Source organism: Clostridium sp. chh4-2, assembly GCF_002899675.1.
Taxonomy (GTDB): domain Bacteria; phylum Bacillota; class Clostridia; order Lachnospirales; family Lachnospiraceae; genus CHH4-2.
Window position 1 is genome coordinate 37,885 of record NZ_PKUU01000016.1, and the last position, 18,052, is coordinate 55,936.

15 protein-coding genes are annotated in these 18,052 nt (G+C 44.3%); 7 read left to right on the plus strand and 8 right to left on the minus strand.

All coding sequences use genetic code 11. The annotated features are described in order from the left end of the window. Positions 1-109 precede the first annotated feature (109 nt). The gene (locus C0033_RS16660; protein WP_103229024.1) at positions 110-910 is read left to right on the plus strand and encodes a DUF4367 domain-containing protein; all 801 of its coding nucleotides are present in this window, start codon (positions 110-112) and stop codon (positions 908-910) included. An 11-nt stretch (positions 911-921) separates the two neighbouring features. After that, positions 922-1,428 carry a hypothetical protein gene (locus C0033_RS16665; RefSeq protein ID WP_103229025.1) on the plus strand — a complete coding sequence of 169 codons (507 nt, stop codon included), beginning with the start codon at positions 922-924 and terminating at the stop codon, positions 1,426-1,428. Between the two features lie 145 nt (positions 1,429-1,573). Here the strand turns inward: C0033_RS16665 and C0033_RS16670 are convergent, their stop codons facing one another. Next, complete coding sequence (locus C0033_RS16670; protein ID WP_103229026.1) at positions 1,574-1,822, minus strand: TIGR03905 family TSCPD domain-containing protein; 249 nt, start codon at positions 1,820-1,822, stop codon at positions 1,574-1,576. Between the two features lie 284 nt (positions 1,823-2,106). Here C0033_RS16670 and C0033_RS16675 point away from each other — a divergent pair, with 284 nt between their 5' ends. The 3 genes from C0033_RS16675 to C0033_RS16685 all read left to right on the plus strand — a co-directional run bounded on the left by C0033_RS16675 (position 2,107) and on the right by C0033_RS16685 (position 5,217). Beyond that, a complete protein-coding gene (locus C0033_RS16675; protein ID WP_103229027.1) occupies positions 2,107-2,808 on the plus strand; it encodes a 5'-methylthioadenosine/adenosylhomocysteine nucleosidase in 702 nt (233 codons plus the stop codon). A 146-nt stretch (positions 2,809-2,954) separates the two neighbouring features. Next, entirely contained in the window at positions 2,955-3,791 is an 837-nt protein-coding gene (locus tag C0033_RS16680; protein ID WP_103229028.1) for a hypothetical protein, read from the plus strand. 76 nt (positions 3,792-3,867) lie between these two features. Then, positions 3,868-5,217 carry a glucose-6-phosphate isomerase gene (locus tag C0033_RS16685; protein WP_103229029.1) on the plus strand — a complete coding sequence of 450 codons (1,350 nt, stop codon included), beginning with the start codon at positions 3,868-3,870 and terminating at the stop codon, positions 5,215-5,217. Between the two features lie 114 nt (positions 5,218-5,331). On the opposite strand, the gene C0033_RS16690 is transcribed toward C0033_RS16685, so the two are convergent. Both C0033_RS16690 and C0033_RS16695 read right to left on the minus strand, forming a co-directional pair. After that, positions 5,332-6,042, minus strand: a complete 711-nt coding sequence (locus tag C0033_RS16690) for a biosynthetic peptidoglycan transglycosylase (RefSeq protein ID WP_103229030.1) — start codon at positions 6,040-6,042, stop codon at positions 5,332-5,334. A 165-nt stretch (positions 6,043-6,207) separates the two neighbouring features. Then, positions 6,208-6,474, minus strand: a complete 267-nt coding sequence (locus C0033_RS16695) for a hypothetical protein (RefSeq protein ID WP_103229031.1) — start codon at positions 6,472-6,474, stop codon at positions 6,208-6,210. A gap of 266 nt (positions 6,475-6,740) precedes the next feature. Here C0033_RS16695 and C0033_RS16700 point away from each other — a divergent pair, with 266 nt between their 5' ends. Beyond that, positions 6,741-7,673 (plus strand): Rpn family recombination-promoting nuclease/putative transposase, encoded by a 933-nt coding sequence (locus C0033_RS16700; protein WP_103229032.1) that lies wholly within the window; start codon positions 6,741-6,743, stop codon positions 7,671-7,673. Between the two features lie 146 nt (positions 7,674-7,819). Here C0033_RS16700 and C0033_RS16705 read toward each other — a convergent pair whose 3' ends face one another. The 5 genes from C0033_RS16705 to C0033_RS16725 form a co-directional block, all read right to left on the minus strand. Then, entirely contained in the window at positions 7,820-8,965 is a 1,146-nt protein-coding gene (locus tag C0033_RS16705; RefSeq protein ID WP_103229033.1) for an enolase C-terminal domain-like protein, read from the minus strand. Between the two features lie 193 nt (positions 8,966-9,158). Next, on the minus strand, positions 9,159-11,939 hold the full coding sequence (locus tag C0033_RS27805; protein WP_180994779.1) for a sulfatase-like hydrolase/transferase: 2,781 nt from the start codon (positions 11,937-11,939) through the stop codon (positions 9,159-9,161). 103 nt (positions 11,940-12,042) lie between these two features. Then, positions 12,043-13,719, minus strand: a complete 1,677-nt coding sequence (locus tag C0033_RS16715; RefSeq protein WP_103229035.1) for an extracellular solute-binding protein — start codon at positions 13,717-13,719, stop codon at positions 12,043-12,045. A 39-nt stretch (positions 13,720-13,758) separates the two neighbouring features. Beyond that, positions 13,759-14,655 (minus strand): carbohydrate ABC transporter permease, encoded by an 897-nt coding sequence (locus C0033_RS16720; RefSeq protein ID WP_103229036.1) that lies wholly within the window; start codon positions 14,653-14,655, stop codon positions 13,759-13,761. A 12-nt stretch (positions 14,656-14,667) separates the two neighbouring features. Further along, the gene (locus C0033_RS16725; RefSeq protein WP_347501158.1) at positions 14,668-15,612 is read right to left on the minus strand and encodes an ABC transporter permease subunit; all 945 of its coding nucleotides are present in this window, start codon (positions 15,610-15,612) and stop codon (positions 14,668-14,670) included. 256 nt (positions 15,613-15,868) lie between these two features. On the opposite strand from C0033_RS16725, the gene C0033_RS16730 reads away from it, so the two are divergent. Next, positions 15,869-18,052 (plus strand): helix-turn-helix domain-containing protein, encoded by a 2,184-nt coding sequence (locus tag C0033_RS16730; RefSeq protein ID WP_103229037.1) that lies wholly within the window; start codon positions 15,869-15,871, stop codon positions 18,050-18,052.

Below are 18,052 nucleotides of genomic sequence, written 5' to 3' on the forward strand. Positions count from 1 at the left end.
GTGTGCTGCCTCCAATATAAATATATTTATTATACTAAACGTTAAGACCAAAAAGTCAACCCCAAAGCGGATGGGAACTAACGGTCAAATTGTAATTATGAGGTGTTCTGTGGATAATAATAGTAAAAATAACATAAATGACAATTCCATAGACGAGAAGTTGAAAACAGCGTTCGGCTATAGCGATGAACAGCTGCTGGCTGAATTCGAGGCCGCAGAAGCACAATGGAAAGCGTCCCCGGAGCTGCAGGAGGAATTAAAGGCTCCTGAAGGCGAACTTGAAAAAATTCTGGCTATGGCCCACGAACGCCGTCAAGAACAAGAGGGGAAGAAAAAGCGTCATTTCAGGTTACGCAATGCTTGGAAGCCTTTACTGGTGGCCGCCTTGTTGGGTGCGTTGGTTATGTCATCTGGGATTGGGGGATCGGCGAAGAGGAGTTATGAGTATAAGAAGAGGGAGAGTGATATATCTAGTAAGGTTGTGTGGAATAATTCAGAAAATTTAGTTAAGTATGGAAAATCTAAAGAGGCGTATCAATATATTGAAGAAAATTTAGGTATTAATGTAATATGTTTTAATGAGTTACCGGAAGGTCTAACATATAAATATCTTACATCGGGACAAAACTATGCCGTCTTGACATATGAAAACGATGATAAAAGGGTGAGTTTAACAGAAGTGAGATATTCTATTGATAATTCTGGTGCTACATATGCAGATACGGATTCTTATACAACTATTTATAATAAGTTTTTAGAGTTAGATATTCCTATCAGAAAAAATATATTGCAAGATGGGCAGATTGAATATACATCTGATTTTGAGCTGGAAAATGCATATTATAGCATAAGTGGAAATGTTTCGGAGGAAAGTTTTATTACAATTGTTAAAAGCTTATATTTTAAATAGGAGAGGCGAAAATGAAAAACTATAGTATCAAGAAATTGTTATGCTTAATAGTAGTATTATCAATGTTTACAGCAATGCCTGCTTTAGCAGCGGAGGAAACTACTCTTTTACCAGAAGGGCAGTCAGTTTCACTTAACATAGAAGGGATTGAACCTAGAGGTCTATTAATAGCAACTAGGGTTGCAAGTATTGCAAATAATGAAGATGGAACATTAGATGTATATGGTCAAATAATTGCACATACGACATTAGATTATGCATCTATTACGCTTTATTTAGAGCGGTATGACTTCGATGTTGATGATTGGGTATTTGTATCTAGTAAGGATGCAGAGTTTACGTTGGAAGAAATGGGCGAAGCATTTATGGGGGTACCGACTGCATCATATACGTTGTCGGGCGGTATTGAACCAGGAAATTATTATCGGATACGAGGTATCTATATAGCTAAGAAAGATGGCAGAAGGGAGTCTGCTAATGCAGAAACCGACGGCGTTCTTTTAACTAAAATAAAGTAAATATTTCCAAAAAGTAAAGGTTGTTCTGAGGGGGATTCTCTTGTAGAACAACCTTTCTTTCAATAATTTGCAATTAAAACAGGTGTTAAAGGATTAACTAAAATGCTATGACTTCAGGTCATCGCCTCCCTTGCCTTTTACCCCCCTACTTATGTTCTTCCTTATACTTCTTCAACGCCTTCGCCAACTGATCCGGACAGGAAGTCGGTCTCGGCCCACAGTGAATCCCCTCCATCCGTGCGATAGCATCGTCAATATTCATTCCTTCAATCAAACGGGCAACGCCCTGAGTATTACCGGCGCATCCGCCTACAAATTCCACATTTACAACTTTATTATCTTTCACCTCAAAATTAATTTCGCGGGAGCAGACGCCTTGGGTTTTAAAATTCATGTGTGAATACCTCCATATATGTTTATAATCAATGATAGAGTGCCTGCTCAACAAAAAGATGAGGAAAGGGCCCTATACCTATTAGATTATGCTATGAAGGAGAATTATTGTCAAGAACTGTGATTTCTGTTATAATTATCGAATTCGTAGAAAAAATTAAGTGGGACAAGGCTTTTAACCGGGTACAGCCTATCCTTGAGGCTAAGGGACATTGTACAGCCGGTTTGGCTTTGCTCTATTTGTGTTAATTGAATGGCTATAATAGATCAGAAGGAGCGTTATATATGATAGGAATTATCGGAGCAATGGAAGAAGAAGTGAGTAAATTGAAAGACATGATGACCGGTGTGCAGGTGCAGGAAGCGGCAGGCATGAGCTTTGTACAGGGAAAATTAGAGGGAAAAGAGATTGTTGTGGTGCGTTCAGGTATTGGCAAGGTGAATGCGGCATTATGCAGTCAGATTTTGGTGAACCTATATGGAGTGTCTGCGATCATCAATACAGGTATTGCGGGATCTTTGAAGGCGGAAATCAATATCGGGGATATCGTTTTGTCCAGCGACGCTTTGCAGCATGATGTGGATGCAACCACATTTGGATATGCTCCGGGGCAAATTCCGAGAGTGGACACATTTTCATTCCCAGCTGATGAGGGGCTGATAAAATTAGCAGAGAAGTGCTGCAGAGAAGTGAATCCTGAGATCGGAACCTGGGTGGGCAGAGTGGTCAGCGGTGATCAGTTTATTTCAGATAAGGAAAAAAAGAACTGGATTCATTCGACATTTGACGGATACTGTACGGAGATGGAGGGGGCTGCGATTGCTCAGGCGGCTTATCTGAACAAGGTTCCCTATCTGGTGATCCGTGCCATTTCAGACAAGGCGGACGACAGCGCCAGCATTGATTATCCGATATTTGAGGCAGCGGCCATTGAGCACAGCGTTCGGTTGGTTGCGGCCATGATTAAGGAGATGAATGAACTTTAAAATGGGTTCAACTATAAGTTAATAATCGATTTATGCGAGAATTTGACGAACGATTCTAGGCTCTCTGATCTTCCCAAACGGAAAACAGGTGGTTATAATGATACCTATCTGGAAAATATCCGGGAAAAGAAAGGGGAGCTTTTATTATGCTACAATTTTTAGAAACAGGAAAAGCACTTTACTTGTTAGCCGCCGTTTGTTTATTAGGAATGTTCAGCCGGCTGGTAACACGTAACCTCTACAAAAGATTGATTAAAGAAACCGACAATATGACTCTTACTAAGAACAAATACCTGAGAGATCTGAAACAGAAGACCGAAAGTACATACCGGCTAAGCGGAGGAATCCGAAATATTCGTGCATACATAGAGAAACAGATTTACAGTTACCGTTTCATGGGAATTTCCTTAAATGGATGGGGGAATATTTCCGCCCAGCTGATGTTCCTCAACTTTATTGCCGGTGGTGTGCTGGCGTTCGCTTCTTATTGGTACCGATGCGATTCTTATTATGTCGTCTTGTATGGCTCAGCCGGAATCCTCCTCGGTATGCTTACCATGATGGTGGATTCCGGCCTTAACCTGGCGGAGCGCAGACAGCAGCTTTTAGCCGGAATGCAGGATTATATGGAAAATACGCTTTTGATCCGTCTGTCCCAGGAATCAAAAACGGAGCCTTTAAGTGAAGAAGACAGTTCAGCGCAGGAAAACACCAGAAACAGCGCCAGAGAAAGGACAGGCAGTACCGTGCTTCCGGAAAGAAAGCGGGGAGCCAGAAACCGTAGGGAACCGGTGCAGGTACAAGTACAGGCTGCAGAACCGGCTGAATCGCAGGCAAAACGGGATGTGGACTATTTGAAACAGAGTTTGGAACAGATTGCGGCCAGCAGGGAAAAAAGAAAGGCGGATGACAGCTGGATTAAAGAACTCAATCAGGACGAGCTGCAGTTGATCGGAGAGATAATCCGGGAATATCTGGCTTGAGACTTGAGGGGAGATGTGCTATAATCTAGCTAATAAACTTGTCAATTTTATAACGTACAAGAAGGAGAAGAACATCATGAGTAAAGAAATAACATTTGATTATTCAAAAGCTACTGGTTTTATCTCAGCAGAAGAATTGGATAATATGAAAGCCACCGTTGAGTGTGCCAAGAAAGTGCTGACAGAAAAAACAGGAGCAGGTAATGATTTTCTTGGTTGGATTGATTTGCCGGTAGATTATGATAAGGACGAATTTGACCGGATCAAAAAGGCTGCGGCAAAGATCCAGAGCGATTCAGATGTATTGCTGGTAGTTGGTATCGGCGGTTCTTACCTTGGTGCAAGAGCGGCAATTGAGTTTTTGACAAACAGTTTTTATAATGTGCTGGACAAGGAGACACGTAAAACTCCGGAGATTTATTTTGTAGGCAACAGTATCAGCAGTAAGTACATAAAGGATTTGCAGGCAGTGCTTGCAGGGAAAGATTTTTCCATTAATATTATATCCAAATCGGGTACTACTACTGAACCTGCCATCGCTTTCCGTGTATTTAAGGAAATGTTAATAGAGAAATATGGCAAAGAAGAAGCCAATAAACGTATTTACGCAACCACTGACAAAGCCAGAGGTGCATTGAAGAATCTGGCAACTCAGGAAGGCTATGAAAGCTTCGTAGTTCCTGATGATGTAGGCGGACGTTTCTCCGTACTCACAGCAGTTGGTTTGCTTCCAATAGCAGTCAGCGGTGCGGATATTGATCAGTTAATGGAAGGCGCGGCTTCTGGAAGAGCAAAAGCGCTTGAGACTCCATATGAGAGCAATCCGGCTATGCTGTACGCAGCAATCCGCAACATTTTATTGAGAAAAGGTAAGAATGTTGAAGTTGTTGCCAATTATGAACCAAGCCTTCATTATGTTTCTGAATGGTGGAAACAGTTATTTGGTGAAAGTGAAGGCAAGGACCAGAAGGGTATTTTCCCGGCTGCAGTAGATTTAACCACAGATTTACATTCTATGGGACAGTTCATTCAGGATGGCGCGCGCATCATGTTTGAAACTGTTATCAATGTAGAGGAATCACAGGCTGAGATCGTTTTGAAGGAAGAAGAAGTTGATACGGACGGTATGAACTATCTTGCCGGAAAGACCGTTGATTTCGTCAATAAGAGTGCCATGAACGGTACCATTCTGGCACATACGGATGGTCAGGTTCCGAACCTGAAAGTCAACGTACCGGAGCAGAACGCTTATTATCTCGGACAGTTATTCTACTTCTTTGAATTTGCATGTGGTCTGAGCGGATATATCCTCGGTGTGAATCCGTTCAACCAGCCAGGTGTGGAGAGCTATAAGAAAAATATGTTCGCATTACTTGGAAAACCTGGTTATGAAGCAGAACGGGAAGTTTTGTTAAAGAGATTATAATTTCCAGTGAATATAAAATTAAGGCGTCCGGAATCGACCGGGCGCCTGATTTTACGTTATGGATGTTATATGGATCTGTTAATGCAGCCGGGGTATGAACACGGCTATAGAATTCTAATATGCAACCTGCGCAGCTACGGTTTCCGCCTGCTCTAATGAGTAGTAACCACAGGCTACCATACGTTTGAATACCTGAAGCTGACGTCTTCTTGCCAGCTGCGGGTTCTTGGTAGGTGCATAAACGGATGGCGCATTGGGGATACCTGCCAGCAGCGTGCATTCATACTCAGACATGTCGGAAGGGTCTTTTCCAAAATATCCCTGGCTTGCGTCTTTCACACAATAATAACCGTCGCCGAAATAAATGGTATTGAGGTAAATTTCAAGGATTTCTTCTTTGTCGTAAGTATTTTCAATATGAAATGCCATGAATACTTCCGCCGCTTTTCTGGTTAACTCTTTTTGCTGGGAAAAATATAAGTTTTTAGCCAGCTGCTGTGTAATGGTGCTGCCGCCCTCGATAAAAGATCCGGCTTTTAAATCATTTACAACCGCCCGGCCAATTGCCAGCATATCGATGCCGGGATGGCTGTAGAAGCGTTTATCCTCTACGGAAATCACTGCATTTATATATGTTTGGGGAAGCTCTTCATAATTGGTATAGCTTTCTTTTGACTGAATGGATTCAACTTTTTGTTCCAGACTCATGGAGCCTAAAGCGTTCCGATAGATCAGATATCCCTGCACCGCTGTCACAATGAAAAAGCAAATGCAGACAAACATACAGAGAAATATAAAGTGTTTTACAATTTTCAGAACCTTCATTCAATCACCTGCTCTTTCTAAAAAATTCTATGATTCACATAGCAATGAGAATTATCTGATTTAATTGTATCATATCACTATTTTTCAGACCTTAACGAAACCTTATATTAAATTAACGTTTTTATTCTAATTATGACGAAATTTTTAACAGTTATTGCCAAATAATTACTCTTCGATTACTTGTATCTCCAAATAGTCAAAATCGATGGATTCTATGAAATTGTCTTTGTTAAAACGTGTTTTGTCATGGCGTTTGAAATCGGCGATATTGGAATCCAGCCAAATCGGTTTCCCCAGATCAAATTCGTAACAAATGTCATCGATGGCCTGAAAAATCATGGAAGTTCTGGACTGGGAGTAATCGTCGTTGCAGATTACGGTATCTTTTATCATATGATTGTTATGGAATATTTTGGCCCACATACGAAACATGATAGGACTCCTTTCTAAAGTGCTTCTTAAAGCAGGTTGGAATGTTAAAGGAATTTAAGTATATCATTGATAAGCATTTTTTAAAAGACTTGAAATATTTTTCCTTTTTGGGGCGTCTGTAAATTCACTTATGAATACCGCTTGATTTCGGCATCGGCCTGTGGTACAGTTAAAGGACTAATCTCAGGGGCTTCTGCTTCTGAATAATTCTGGCGGTTCTGCCAGCGATCCCATTATAATGAATGATACAAAAGGAGAAACTGCATATGGAAAATGACAAAAACAAGGTACTTTCGACGGAAGAATTATTGGAGGAAGGGAAACGGGAGAGACTTCTTCGGGAGCTGGCGGAAAGCGGACGTCCGCTTACTATTCATCTCACCAATGATTTTGCATTTAAGAAGGCATTCCACAATAAAAAGGCGCTGACCGGGCTTTTGAGCGCCCTTTTGGATATTCCGGCGGAGGAGATTAAGAAAGTAGAGTTTCCGGATACATTTTTACATGGAGATTATGCGGATGACAGGGAAGGGATATTGGATGTCAGAGTGCATTTAAATGACAGACGGAGAATCAATATAGAGATTCAGGTACGGCCCTATCCGTTTTGGGAAGAGAGATCCCTGTTTTATCTGAGCAAGATGTATACGGACGGTTTTTCTAAAGGCCAGGGTTATGAAGAATTAGAGGAATGTATTCATATCAGCATTTTAGGATTTGATTTACTGCATGCGGATCATTTTTATTCCACGATCCGGCTGATGGATGAGAAAACCCATGCCGTGTATAGTGACAAGCTGGGGCTGCGTATGTTATACTTAAACCAACTGGAACATGCCTCAAAAGAGGAAGCGGAGCAAGAGGTTTATAAGTGGGCCAAGCTGATATCGGCCAAAGATTGGAAGGTGTTGATAGAGATGGCAGAGAATAATGAGTATATGAAGGCAACTGTGGAAGAGATGGAGAAGATCAATTCAGATGAAAGTTTAAGATACCTGTATCTTAAAAAGGAGATGGCTCTGTCGGATGAGACTACCATAAGGAATTATTATACGGGTAAGGGCCGGGAAGAAGGAGAACGGCTTATGCTGCGATTACTGAGATCCATGTTGAAAGATGGATTAGGCCAGGAAGAATTTGACCGCCTGGAAACAGATAAAGAGTTTATGAATGAGATGATTGAAAAATATATAAAGTAAAAAGTCTAATTTACCATCAAATGATATAAGATATAAAACTAAAAAACAGCCTGAAGCCCGTTTCTGAGCCAGCAGCTATAATCTGCGGCCGGAACGGCTTCAGGCTGTTTCCATCACAATCAAATCAAGCACAAATAAATCAAATACTACCGGATCACAGCGACCCGGTTCGCTGCCTTTAAGAGCTTTTCTTCATCCAGATAGATTCCGAATCCATGACCGCTTCTGTCAGGCGCAATCGGATTTTTACTGCTGTCCGTTGGTATTTTGATAACCGCATCATAATAAAAGTCAGATTCCAATTCTTTTTCCGTTGCTTCTACCCGGTTGCTGGACAGGCCTACGGCCAGCTGCTGCCAGATCGTGCATCCTGGCCCAACTAAGCTGTCATCCCCTATAAACAGGCTGGAACCCAGAACACGGATTCTTTCCGCAAGGGAGATGGCGTCAATGATAGAAGCCGAGCATCCGGGATGGATGTTGTAGATATCGCCCATTCCGCTCACGATGGTTTCTCTGGCTTTCCGGGACGGCCTCATGGGATAATCGGGAATCAGGGACAGCGGATGTACGCTGCTCTGGAGTTTTACCCATTCGTCCAAATCTAAAAATGCGGGATCTTCGCAGGCATCCAAACCGGCTTCATACAGACGGCGCATGCTTGTGATAATCTCATCCAGATCTTTTTCTGTACCTTCCGGGCGGTAGCCGCAGTTTACGTCGCCGATCAGATAGGTTTCCTCACGGGAAAGATATTTTCTAACGGTTTTGATTACTTCACAATCCAGATCGCCCTTTCCGAAAAGTTTTACCTTAATGTACTTGGTTTTTCCACAGGAAATTGCATAATGAACCTTTTCATCCACAAAGTTTAAGTCGTCGCTGAGGATTACGTAGACGCCGTATACCGGATCGGTTCCTGGAAGTTCCAACAGATCGAGGGCATTTTCCTTAACCAGTTTGCCCCACAGATCGACCAGACACATTTCCGTCATCTCGGTCATGCGGTCTTCCCAGGAGTCTCTGTGATCTCTGAGGTAATCGATGGCTTCGCCAACAGGTTTGCCAACCAGTTCTTGCAGCCATCCGCTCCAGGTGTCTAAGGAGATGTCCGGGCGGTTGACGGATATGATATTTTCCCCATACCCGGTTTCTTCTCCGGCTTTAATCGCTATAATGATGTGCTGTCTGCTGGTCCATGTTCCAAAACTGAATTTTTTTGTGGCGTGTATCTGATATAAATACAATTTGGCTTCTGTAATTACTGCATTTACGTTTTTGTATGATTTCATATTCTTATATTCTCCAATGGATTAATAGTGAATGTAACTATTCAGAGGGGGCATCTTCTTGCATGGCCTGCAGCCATACCAGAAGCATCGGAGGTTCCTCCGATGTGAATATTGATAAAAAAATCCGCTTACAAGCAAGCTTGACACTGATTTTTTTATCAATATTCCCGCCCTCTGAACAGTTACTAATGAATTATATATGTTTCAGGAAGCCGTCTTTTTGCTCTTTAAGCCATGTGACCAGAAGATTCTCCAATTCGTTGGCTATGGGGTCTTCCGATGGAGTGAGGATCATGGACGGGTTCATTTGCAGCGGATCATTTTCCAGATCGTAAAGCAGGCGGGTCATATGAGGCGTGGTATCATATCCGGCTTCCACGATGTAGACATACCGTGAAGTGCGGACGCCTCTCCAGCCGAAGTCCAGAGGATTTTCACCGGCTTCTTTAAATGCCTTCAAAAACACATCGCGTCCCGGGCAGGCGGCCAGATAACAGATTTTATCGTGGTGGACCGGATTGCCTGAGATATCTTCGGAACAGTCGGTTCCCTCCACCGTTTCCGGTATCGGCAGTTTCAGAAGTCCCAGCAGAGTCGGCATGAAATCCGGGCTTCCGATCAATGTATGGCAGACAGAAGGATTCAATCCGGCGCCGCCTGCGATCAGGGGAATTCCGATGGATTCTTCAAACCACACATGTTTAGCCATCAGACCGTGAGAACCCATCATGTCGCCGTGGTCTGCGGAGAGAACGATCAGGGTGTCGTCATACAGCCCCTGATCCTTTAAGGTCTTAATCAGGCGGCCGAATTGGTCGTCTAAACCGGAAACTGCGGCATAATATTCCTTGGTGATCTGAATCAGCTCCTGTTTCGTGTAGCCGGCTGGTTCATATGTGTGGTGATGAATGTTGGTTAAGTCCACATTTTCCTTTAACCGGATATCCTCGTCCCGGTATAAATCCAGATAGCGCTGGGGCACCAGGTCGTAAGGGCTGTGAGGCGGATTCCAGGAGATGAAAAGGGCAAATGGTTCTTCATCCGTCTGTTTTTTCAGATAATCAATGGCCACATCCGTTTCGTGTTCCGGAGACCAGGCGTTTACTTTAATCTGCTCCGGTGTGTCCTTCCAGTAGTGAGGAGATAAGTGCTGGTCACAGGCTCCGTAAGAGTACCAGAAATCAAAACCGTGGCGCTTTGGCCCCGGCGGGGTGAATGCATCCCAGTTTTTAGCCCCTGATTCCGGTTCCGGCGATTTATTCTGATCCGGTTCATCCAGATGCCATTTGCCGATGTAACCGGTATGGTAGCCGTTTTCCTTTAATACGTCGCCGATACAGACTTCATCCTCTTTGAGTCCCATGGACAGACCTGTTTTACAGTTGGTAAATACTCCGGTGCTCAGAGGATGTCTGCCGGTCAATAAACTGGCCCGGTGAGGGGAGCAGAGCGGGAATGTGCTGATTGCGTCTGTACAATAGACAGAATCCCGGGCAAATGCGTCCATATTCGGAGTTTTTACCGGATCTTTGCCGGCAAATCCCACCGCATCTCTGCGCCATTGGTCCGCAAAGACGAAGAGAAGATTTTTCTTCTTTTTCTTATCTTTATAAAATGGATCGTTCTGTTTCATAGCCCACTCCTTTAACTCAAGATAAAGTTGGTCTGCGGTTTCACGGAAGCAGCTGTCCAGACACAGGTTATTCCTTTCGTCGGGATCAGAGTTTAAATCATACAATTCTTCCGAGGAATTATCATAGATATATTTATAGTTTCCTTTTACGATCATGCGGCGCATGTCGCCGTACTGGTGATTTCCGCAGTATACGCTGAATACGGCCCGTTCTTCCGGTTCATTTCCCGTAAAAATGCTTTCTTTCAGAGAGCGTCCGTCCAGTTCATTGGTTGTTTCAAGCCCAAACAGGTCCTTGAGAGTGGGCACGAAATCCAGATGGGAGACAGGCGTTGTCAGACGGCAGGCCTTGGCGCCCGGAACGTGGAAGATGGCAGGTACGCGGACTGCCGGTTCGTACATCTCCATTTTCTGATACATGCTGTGCTGGCCCATGTGTTCGCCGTGGTCAGTAGTAAAGACTACGGCAGTATTATCAGACAATCCTGCCTGCTCTAAAGCAGCTCTGATCCGCCCGATCTGGGCGTCGCAGAGGCAGGATAACGCCAGATGGGCGTGCCAGCCCTCCTTCCAGCCATGATCAGGAGGATAATCGCCCAGTTGAGCCGCGGCTCCTTTTCGCCGGCCGGCCGGCTCTCCGCAGGAACGTTCTCCGGTACCGGGCGGAAGCTGTATCCGGGTTTCGTCAAACAGATCCCAGTATTCCTGCGGTACAATCAGGGGTGGATGGGGAGCCCACATATACAGAAACAGGGCAAATGGTTTGTCGTGTTCTTTTTTTAAGTAGCTGACGGCTTTATCCGCAAACCATACGTCCTTAAAGTCCTTCAGATCATAAGGCCAGATTGAGGTATGGGCGTTGGAATAGCGGTGTTTTTGGTATTCTCCGTCGGCCAGTTCGTCAATGACGACGGAGTCTTCCTCTTTCCGCTTGATATCAAGGCCATTTTCCTTTGCAAAAGCGGCGTAGGTGTCGTCGTCTTCCCAGGCGGCAAATGGAATGGAGTCCTTTAAGCCGGGTTTGACGCTGATGTGATTGACGCCGATATGAGCGACTTCATATCCGGCGTTGTAAAGCATTTGGTGAATGGTTTGGTGGTTCCTGGCGTATTTTCCAGGTAAATCGTTGAGCATCATGCCATTTTTTATGGGATTTATGCCGGTAGCGAGAGCGGTCCTGGCCGGGACGCATAAGGGGCAGGCGTCATAGGCCCGCCGGAAAACAGTGCTCTCATTTGCCAGACGGTTTAATTCAGGAGTTACTTCCCTTCCTCCGGATATCATTCCCAAGGTGTCGGCACGCTGCTGGTCTGTCATGATAAATACCAGATTCTGTTTCATAGATTCTCTCATTCTGCCGATTACGGCGCTGTTTTATGTTTTTTACATGAAGGGTGAAGGCATTTTCGAAAATGCCTTCACCCTTTATGTTAAAAGTTTGGGTTTAGTCCAGTGACTGATAACGGTCATATGCGGTCTGATAGATATTGATATAATCCTGGATATGCATCTGATCCAGTTTCTTCAGATATCCGTCCCACTCGGCATCAATTCCGCCGTTTACGATCCAGTTTGCATAACACTGGTCCACATAAGCTTTAATATCTGTTTCGAGAGCTGAGATCTGCTCTACCTCATCCATGGTGAAGTAAACGCTTGGGAATACTTCGTCTGCAGGAACATTATAAGGAGCGTAGAATTCATCCAGTTCTTTTCTTTCCTGAAGGTTTGCATTTAATTCCAGTTTGGAAGCGATATCCATGGTAACTGCGCCTACGCTGTTAACGCCCGGTGAGTAGTCGTGGATCATCTCTGTAAATGTTTTGCCGTCCGGTACAGGCAGATAGTGGTAGGTTCCGTCTTCTCTCTTCTCCAGTGTGCGTCCGAACAAGCCCTGGTCGATCTGAAGGGAGGTTTCAGGATCAAAATGAAGGTCGATCCAACGCATCAGAATCTCAGGATTCTGTGCTTTATTGGTGATGGCAAAGGAACCTTTGGCATTGATGGCGCTGGTATAGGTGTTCCAGATCTGCTTGCCGTCTGCGCCCTTTAACGGTGCCAGAGGGATGAAATCGTCTTTGTTTGCGCCGGCACTTGAGGAAAGGCTCCATGCCATGAAGGCGCCGATGTTTTTCTCAGGGGCCTTGATCTTGGCTGTGAATACGTTGAAGTCATGAGTAAAGCCTTCTTTGTCTACCAGCTGGTCTTTGTACAGGCCGTTGAAATATTCGATTGCCTCTTTGTAAGGTTCTGTAATTGCGGTGTAAACAACTTTTCCGTCTTTTACGATGAAATGATCCAGTTTATCCAGCTGTCCGAAGCTGCCGAACAGGGAGAACAGGCCGTTTTCTTTTCTGTTGTAAAGGAAGGTGAACGGGATTTCATCATCGGTGCGTCCGTCGCCGTTCATATCGTTGTCGCGGAATGCGGTTAAAACTTCTTTAAATTCGTCCAGAGTTTCCGGAGCTTTCAGTCCCAGCTTATCCAGCCAGACTTTATTGATGAAAAGTTTGTCATGGGTGGTTGGAGAGAGTTCGGTCAGGGACGGAAGGCTGTAGATATTGCCGTCAGGAGCGGTCAGCTGTTTGCGGTATTCTTCGTTGCTTTCCAAAAGATGCTTTACGTTCGGCGCATATTGGTCAATCAGGTCATTTAACGGGATCAGCATGCCCTGAGAACCGTATTTAATTACGTCTACATCAGTTAAGATAGCCTGGCCGTAAAATGCGTCCGGAAGTTCGCCTGCGAATAACAGGCCCTTTTTCTCTTTCCATCCGTCTTCAGAGCTCATGTTCCAATCGATATGTACGCCGGTATTTTCCTCTAATTTCTGGAAAAATTCCAATTCGGAGAAGTTCTTGTTGTGTCTTGATTTCGCGGCCATCTCATAGGTGACAGGTTCGTTGACAATCGGAAGTCCAGTTGCATTAAAAAGCCCTTTTTCCGCAGCGGCTGAGCTTTCCCCCGAAGACTCACCCGAAGCCGTGGTGCCGGCAGATGTGGTTGTAGGTGCGGCAGCAGTCGTCTGAGTAGTTTTCTGCGGTACGCAGGCAGACATCATTCCGGCTGTCATGGCAGTCGCCAGAGCCGCGCATAAAATTCGTTTCTTGTTTTGTTTCATGATACGTCCTCCTTATTCATTATATAGCGTGTTTATATATCATCCCTTAACAGCTCCTACCATAACGCCTTTGGCGAAATATTTCTGCAGGAACGGGTAGATAACGAGTACAGGCAGTGCGGATACGATGATTAAACCGTATTTAATTAATTCAGCAGCTTTCTGCTGGGCCATCATGCTGTCGATATCGGCCATCATGTCGGCAGAAGCCTGGTTTTGCACCAGAATGCCGCGGAGTACCAGCTGGAGAGGATAAAGACCTTCGTCACGCAGGTAAACCAAGCCGTTCATAAATTCATTCCAGTGAGCAACTCCGTAATAAAGTACTAAAACTGCCACAATGGATTTTGACAGCGGCATCACGATCTTACAGAAGAATTTGAAATGGCTGCATCCGTCGATGGCTGCTGCCTCATACAGCTCTTCCGGTATATTGTTCTGAATGTTGGTCTTCGCGATAATCACGTTAAATACATTGATTGCCGGGAGAAGAACCATAACCCATGGGGTATCATACAGATGAATGTTCTGCATCAATATGTAAGTCGGCATCAGGCCGCCTTGAAAATACATGGTAAACATCATAAAAAAGGTTAAAAACCTGCGGCCGCAGAAATCTTTTCTGGACAGCGGATAGGCGAACATCATAGTCAGCACGATGTTGATACAGGTTCCCACCAGAGTGTAGAAGATGGTGTTTCCATAGGCGCGCCAGATCTTTGTATCTTCGAAGATCTTCTGATATCCAAGAACGTTAAATCCCTTAGGCCAGAATACGACCTGTCCCGTATTGATGAAATCGGGATCGGAAAAGGATGCGATCACGATAAAATACAGAGGGTAGAGCACCAGTATGGTGATTGCGCCCAGCAGGGTATAGTTAAAGATATCAAATGCAATATCGCTTTTGCTTTTCATTTTCAGCTTTGCTAACATCGTTTCCACCCCCTACCATAAACTGTTTTCGCTGGTTTTCTGCGCGATTTTATTGACGGTTACCAGCAAAATGATGTTGATGATGTTGTTAAACAAACTGATTGCAGCCGAGTAGCTGTACTGCGCGTCGATCAGACCGATCTTGTAAATGTAGGTTGGTATGATTTCGCTGGCCGATATATTTAAGCCGTTCTGCATCAGGTATGCTTTTTGGAAACCGATGTTCATAACTTTTCCCATTTCCATGATCAGCATCATGGTGATGGTGGGCATGATTCCCGGAATATCGATGTTGCGGATGATCTGCCATTTGTTTGCTCCGTCGATTTTGGCAGCTTCATATAAGTCCGTGCTGATTCCGGCTAAAGCCGCTATGTAGATGATTGCACTCCATCCCGCATTCTGCCATACGCCGGATAATACGAATATGGGCCGGAACCAGGATGGCTCTCCCAGGAAGAATTTTGGATCGCCGCCAAATAATGTTATCATATTATTGATTAATCCGGTACGTGGAGACAAGAAGATGTACAGCATACCGGTCAAAACTACGATAGAAATAAAATGCGGACAATAGGTTATGGTCTGGACGAATTTTTTAAACCGCTGATTTTTCATCTGGTTTAAAAGAATTGCCAGCAGAATCGGAAATGGAAAACCGATTATGATCTGTAAAAAACTGAGGGACAACGTATTTTTAATTAAAGGCCAAAACTGATAGGACTCGAAAAATCGTTTAAAATACTTGAACCCGACCCATTCACTCCCCCATATACCCTTGCTTGCATAAAAGTCTTTAAATGCAATCTGTACCCCGTACATAGGGAGATAGTGGAATACAATAAAATAAATAACCGGCAGAGAACACATGAGAAGAAGCTGCCAGTCTTTTCGGACCGCCTTTTGGATTCGGACCGACAATGGTTTTTTTGTTTGCTTATTCGACAATTGCCACACCTCCTGATACGATTATATGTATGCAAAGTGTATAAATACAATATTCATTTTTTTATTGGTACAACAATATTTATATAAAAAAACGGCTGAAATATGGCATAAAAGTTTAAAAATGCCCATAAAACCGTGAAATTTTAATATTTGAGTATACATTTTTTACAAGATGCACATTTTTTGATGGTTGCAAAGACAGGGGTTGATTGCTACAATTAATGTAATTATTCAGGAACCGGAAAGCGGGAAGGGGGAGACATCTATGAGCGGGATAAAATTCGATAAATTATTCTTTAAATTTTTACTTTCCTATTTGCTGGTTCTTTTGATTCCTGTGCTGCTGATCAACGGTTTGTTCGGATACCGTTTTATACAGGCGTATCAAAAAGAAATACAGGCCCAGGTGGATGTGGACCTGATGCATTTTGGGGATACCATCGATTCGGAGATGCAGACCTTGGCAAGGACTGTGGATCAGATGCATCTGCTGATGGATTTTAATGGATTTCATTTTACTGATAATCCGCTGGAGGGAAGGCGTTATGTGAACAACCTTTCCATTTACTGCACCACAAATCCGTTTATTCGTGAAATGGCTTTATATCTCAGGAATGAGGATTATATGTTCATTGACCAGTCCACCTGTAAAGTGGAGCTTTTTTTAGGCCAGCTGTACCGGTTTGAGAATACCGATCCGGACCGGCTGATGGATCAGCTGGTTCACGGCGAAAGAAGGATGGTTCTGCCTGCCCAGATGGTGAAGACACCGGGAAAAGATATTGAATATATTACGGTGCTGGAACCGCTGTATACGGATTACCAGACCATTAAGGGGACATGTATCTTCTTTATTGAAGCGGATACGATCAGAAACAGGATTCATAACCAGCTGGGCAAATACGGGGCGGTCCTCTGCATCAGGGACCGGGACGGCCGGCTTTTATTCGCGTCTGATAAAGAGTTTGAGGATCAGGAGGGAATTCTGGAAAACAGCCAGTATTTTACCTCTGTCCATGTTTCGGATCAGACCGGATGGACTTATGTGGCCTATGTGCCGCAGGATCAGCATTTTTTACAGAAAATCAATGCGATTAACCGGGAGCTGCTTTTTATCACCATCTTTGTGCTGATTTTGGCAGGCGTGCTGATTTCTGTGCTGATGCGCATGAACTACTCGCCGATCCGCAGGCTGGGAGAAAAGGCGTCTTCCTTATTGAATAATCCGAAACAAAAGGGAGAGCTGGAGACCATATCCACCACGCTGGACTTTTTATCCGATCAAAACCAGTACCTGTCCAATAAACTGCAGAACAGTGCGGCCGCCATTAAGAGCAACCGTATCCACAAACTGCTGACCGGGCACTATATGAGCCGGGAGGATTTCAATCTGGATGTCCAGGATCTGAACATGAAATATGAAAACGACTGGTTCTTCGTGGCCGTGGTTCAGATTCATGGGAAGATCGAAGAATACGATGCGTTCGCCCTGCGTTTGCAGGAGCTGCTTTCCGGCTTTATGGAAAGCTTTTATACCTTTACGCCGGAACCGGACAAGATCATATTGATAAACGGACTGAAAAAAGAAGAATCAAAACGGGTGGAAAAAGCTTTGGATCAGATGAGAATTTCTGTGAAGGAGGAATATCATCTGGAACTCACTCTTGGAGTGGGCAAGATTTATTCCGGCACCCTCTCCATTCCGCGTTCGTATCTGGAAGCGAGGAGCGCACTGGACTACCGGTTTGTAAAGGGCAATGGAAATACCATCCTTTATAAAGATCTTCTGGTGGGGGATAACGCCGCCTTTCCATACCCGAAACGCCAGTTTGAGCAGTTAAAAGAAGCCATCTCCCAATCAGACCAGAACATGATTCACGTGAGCGTCAGCTCTTTAATCGATTACATCCAGAAGAAAAATCTGCCGCTGTTTGTGGCAAAGGGGATTTGTTTCGATATTCTCAGTTTGTTTATCGAGATTTCGGCATCTTTCCACTATACGCTGTCGGATACCGTGGATTTATCCGGGCTTATGCAGCTGGATACGGTGGACGATGTTATCCGGCTGATTCAGCAGCTGAATACGGAACTGGCTTCCCAGCCGGTCAGCCAGCCGAAACAGGATTCCGACCGGCTTTTGGAAGAGATTATCGTGTACATCAGGGAAAACTGCCTGCGCTGCGATTTTTCCATTCAGGAGACTGCGGAGCATTTTAATATGCTGCTTCCTAATCTGAGCCAGTTCTTTAAGGAGAAGACGGGGCAGAACATTCTGGATTACAGCACGGATTTCCGCATGGAAAAGGCAAAAAAACTGCTGGCCGATCATAAGCTTACGCTTAAAGATATCAGCCAGCAGGTAGGTTATTACAATGTTTCCAGCTTTATCCGCCGGTTTAAGCAGCTAAACGGCATCACGCCCGGGGACTACCGCAAACTGAGGAGGTAG

Coding starts and splice junctions, on each gene's coding strand:
- C0033_RS27805 (WP_180994779.1), bottom strand. CDS start 11,939: ATGAAACAGAATCTGGTATTTATCATGACAGACCAGCAGCGTGCCGAC.
- C0033_RS16675 (WP_103229027.1), top strand. CDS start 2,107: ATGATAGGAATTATCGGAGCAATGGAAGAAGAAGTGAGTAAATTGAAA.
- C0033_RS16700 (WP_103229032.1), top strand. CDS start 6,741: ATGGAAAATGACAAAAACAAGGTACTTTCGACGGAAGAATTATTGGAG.
- C0033_RS16685 (WP_103229029.1), top strand. CDS start 3,868: ATGAGTAAAGAAATAACATTTGATTATTCAAAAGCTACTGGTTTTATC.
- C0033_RS16670 (WP_103229026.1), bottom strand. CDS start 1,822: ATGAATTTTAAAACCCAAGGCGTCTGCTCCCGCGAAATTAATTTTGAG.
- C0033_RS16690 (WP_103229030.1), bottom strand. CDS start 6,042: ATGAAGGTTCTGAAAATTGTAAAACACTTTATATTTCTCTGTATGTTT.
- C0033_RS16715 (WP_103229035.1), bottom strand. CDS start 13,719: ATGAAACAAAACAAGAAACGAATTTTATGCGCGGCTCTGGCGACTGCC.
- C0033_RS16720 (WP_103229036.1), bottom strand. CDS start 14,655: ATGTTAGCAAAGCTGAAAATGAAAAGCAAAAGCGATATTGCATTTGAT.
- C0033_RS16705 (WP_103229033.1), bottom strand. CDS start 8,965: ATGAAATCATACAAAAACGTAAATGCAGTAATTACAGAAGCCAAATTG.
- C0033_RS16695 (WP_103229031.1), bottom strand. CDS start 6,474: ATGTTTCGTATGTGGGCCAAAATATTCCATAACAATCATATGATAAAA.
- C0033_RS16730 (WP_103229037.1), top strand. CDS start 15,869: ATGAGCGGGATAAAATTCGATAAATTATTCTTTAAATTTTTACTTTCC.
- C0033_RS16680 (WP_103229028.1), top strand. CDS start 2,955: ATGCTACAATTTTTAGAAACAGGAAAAGCACTTTACTTGTTAGCCGCC.
- C0033_RS16665 (WP_103229025.1), top strand. CDS start 922: ATGAAAAACTATAGTATCAAGAAATTGTTATGCTTAATAGTAGTATTA.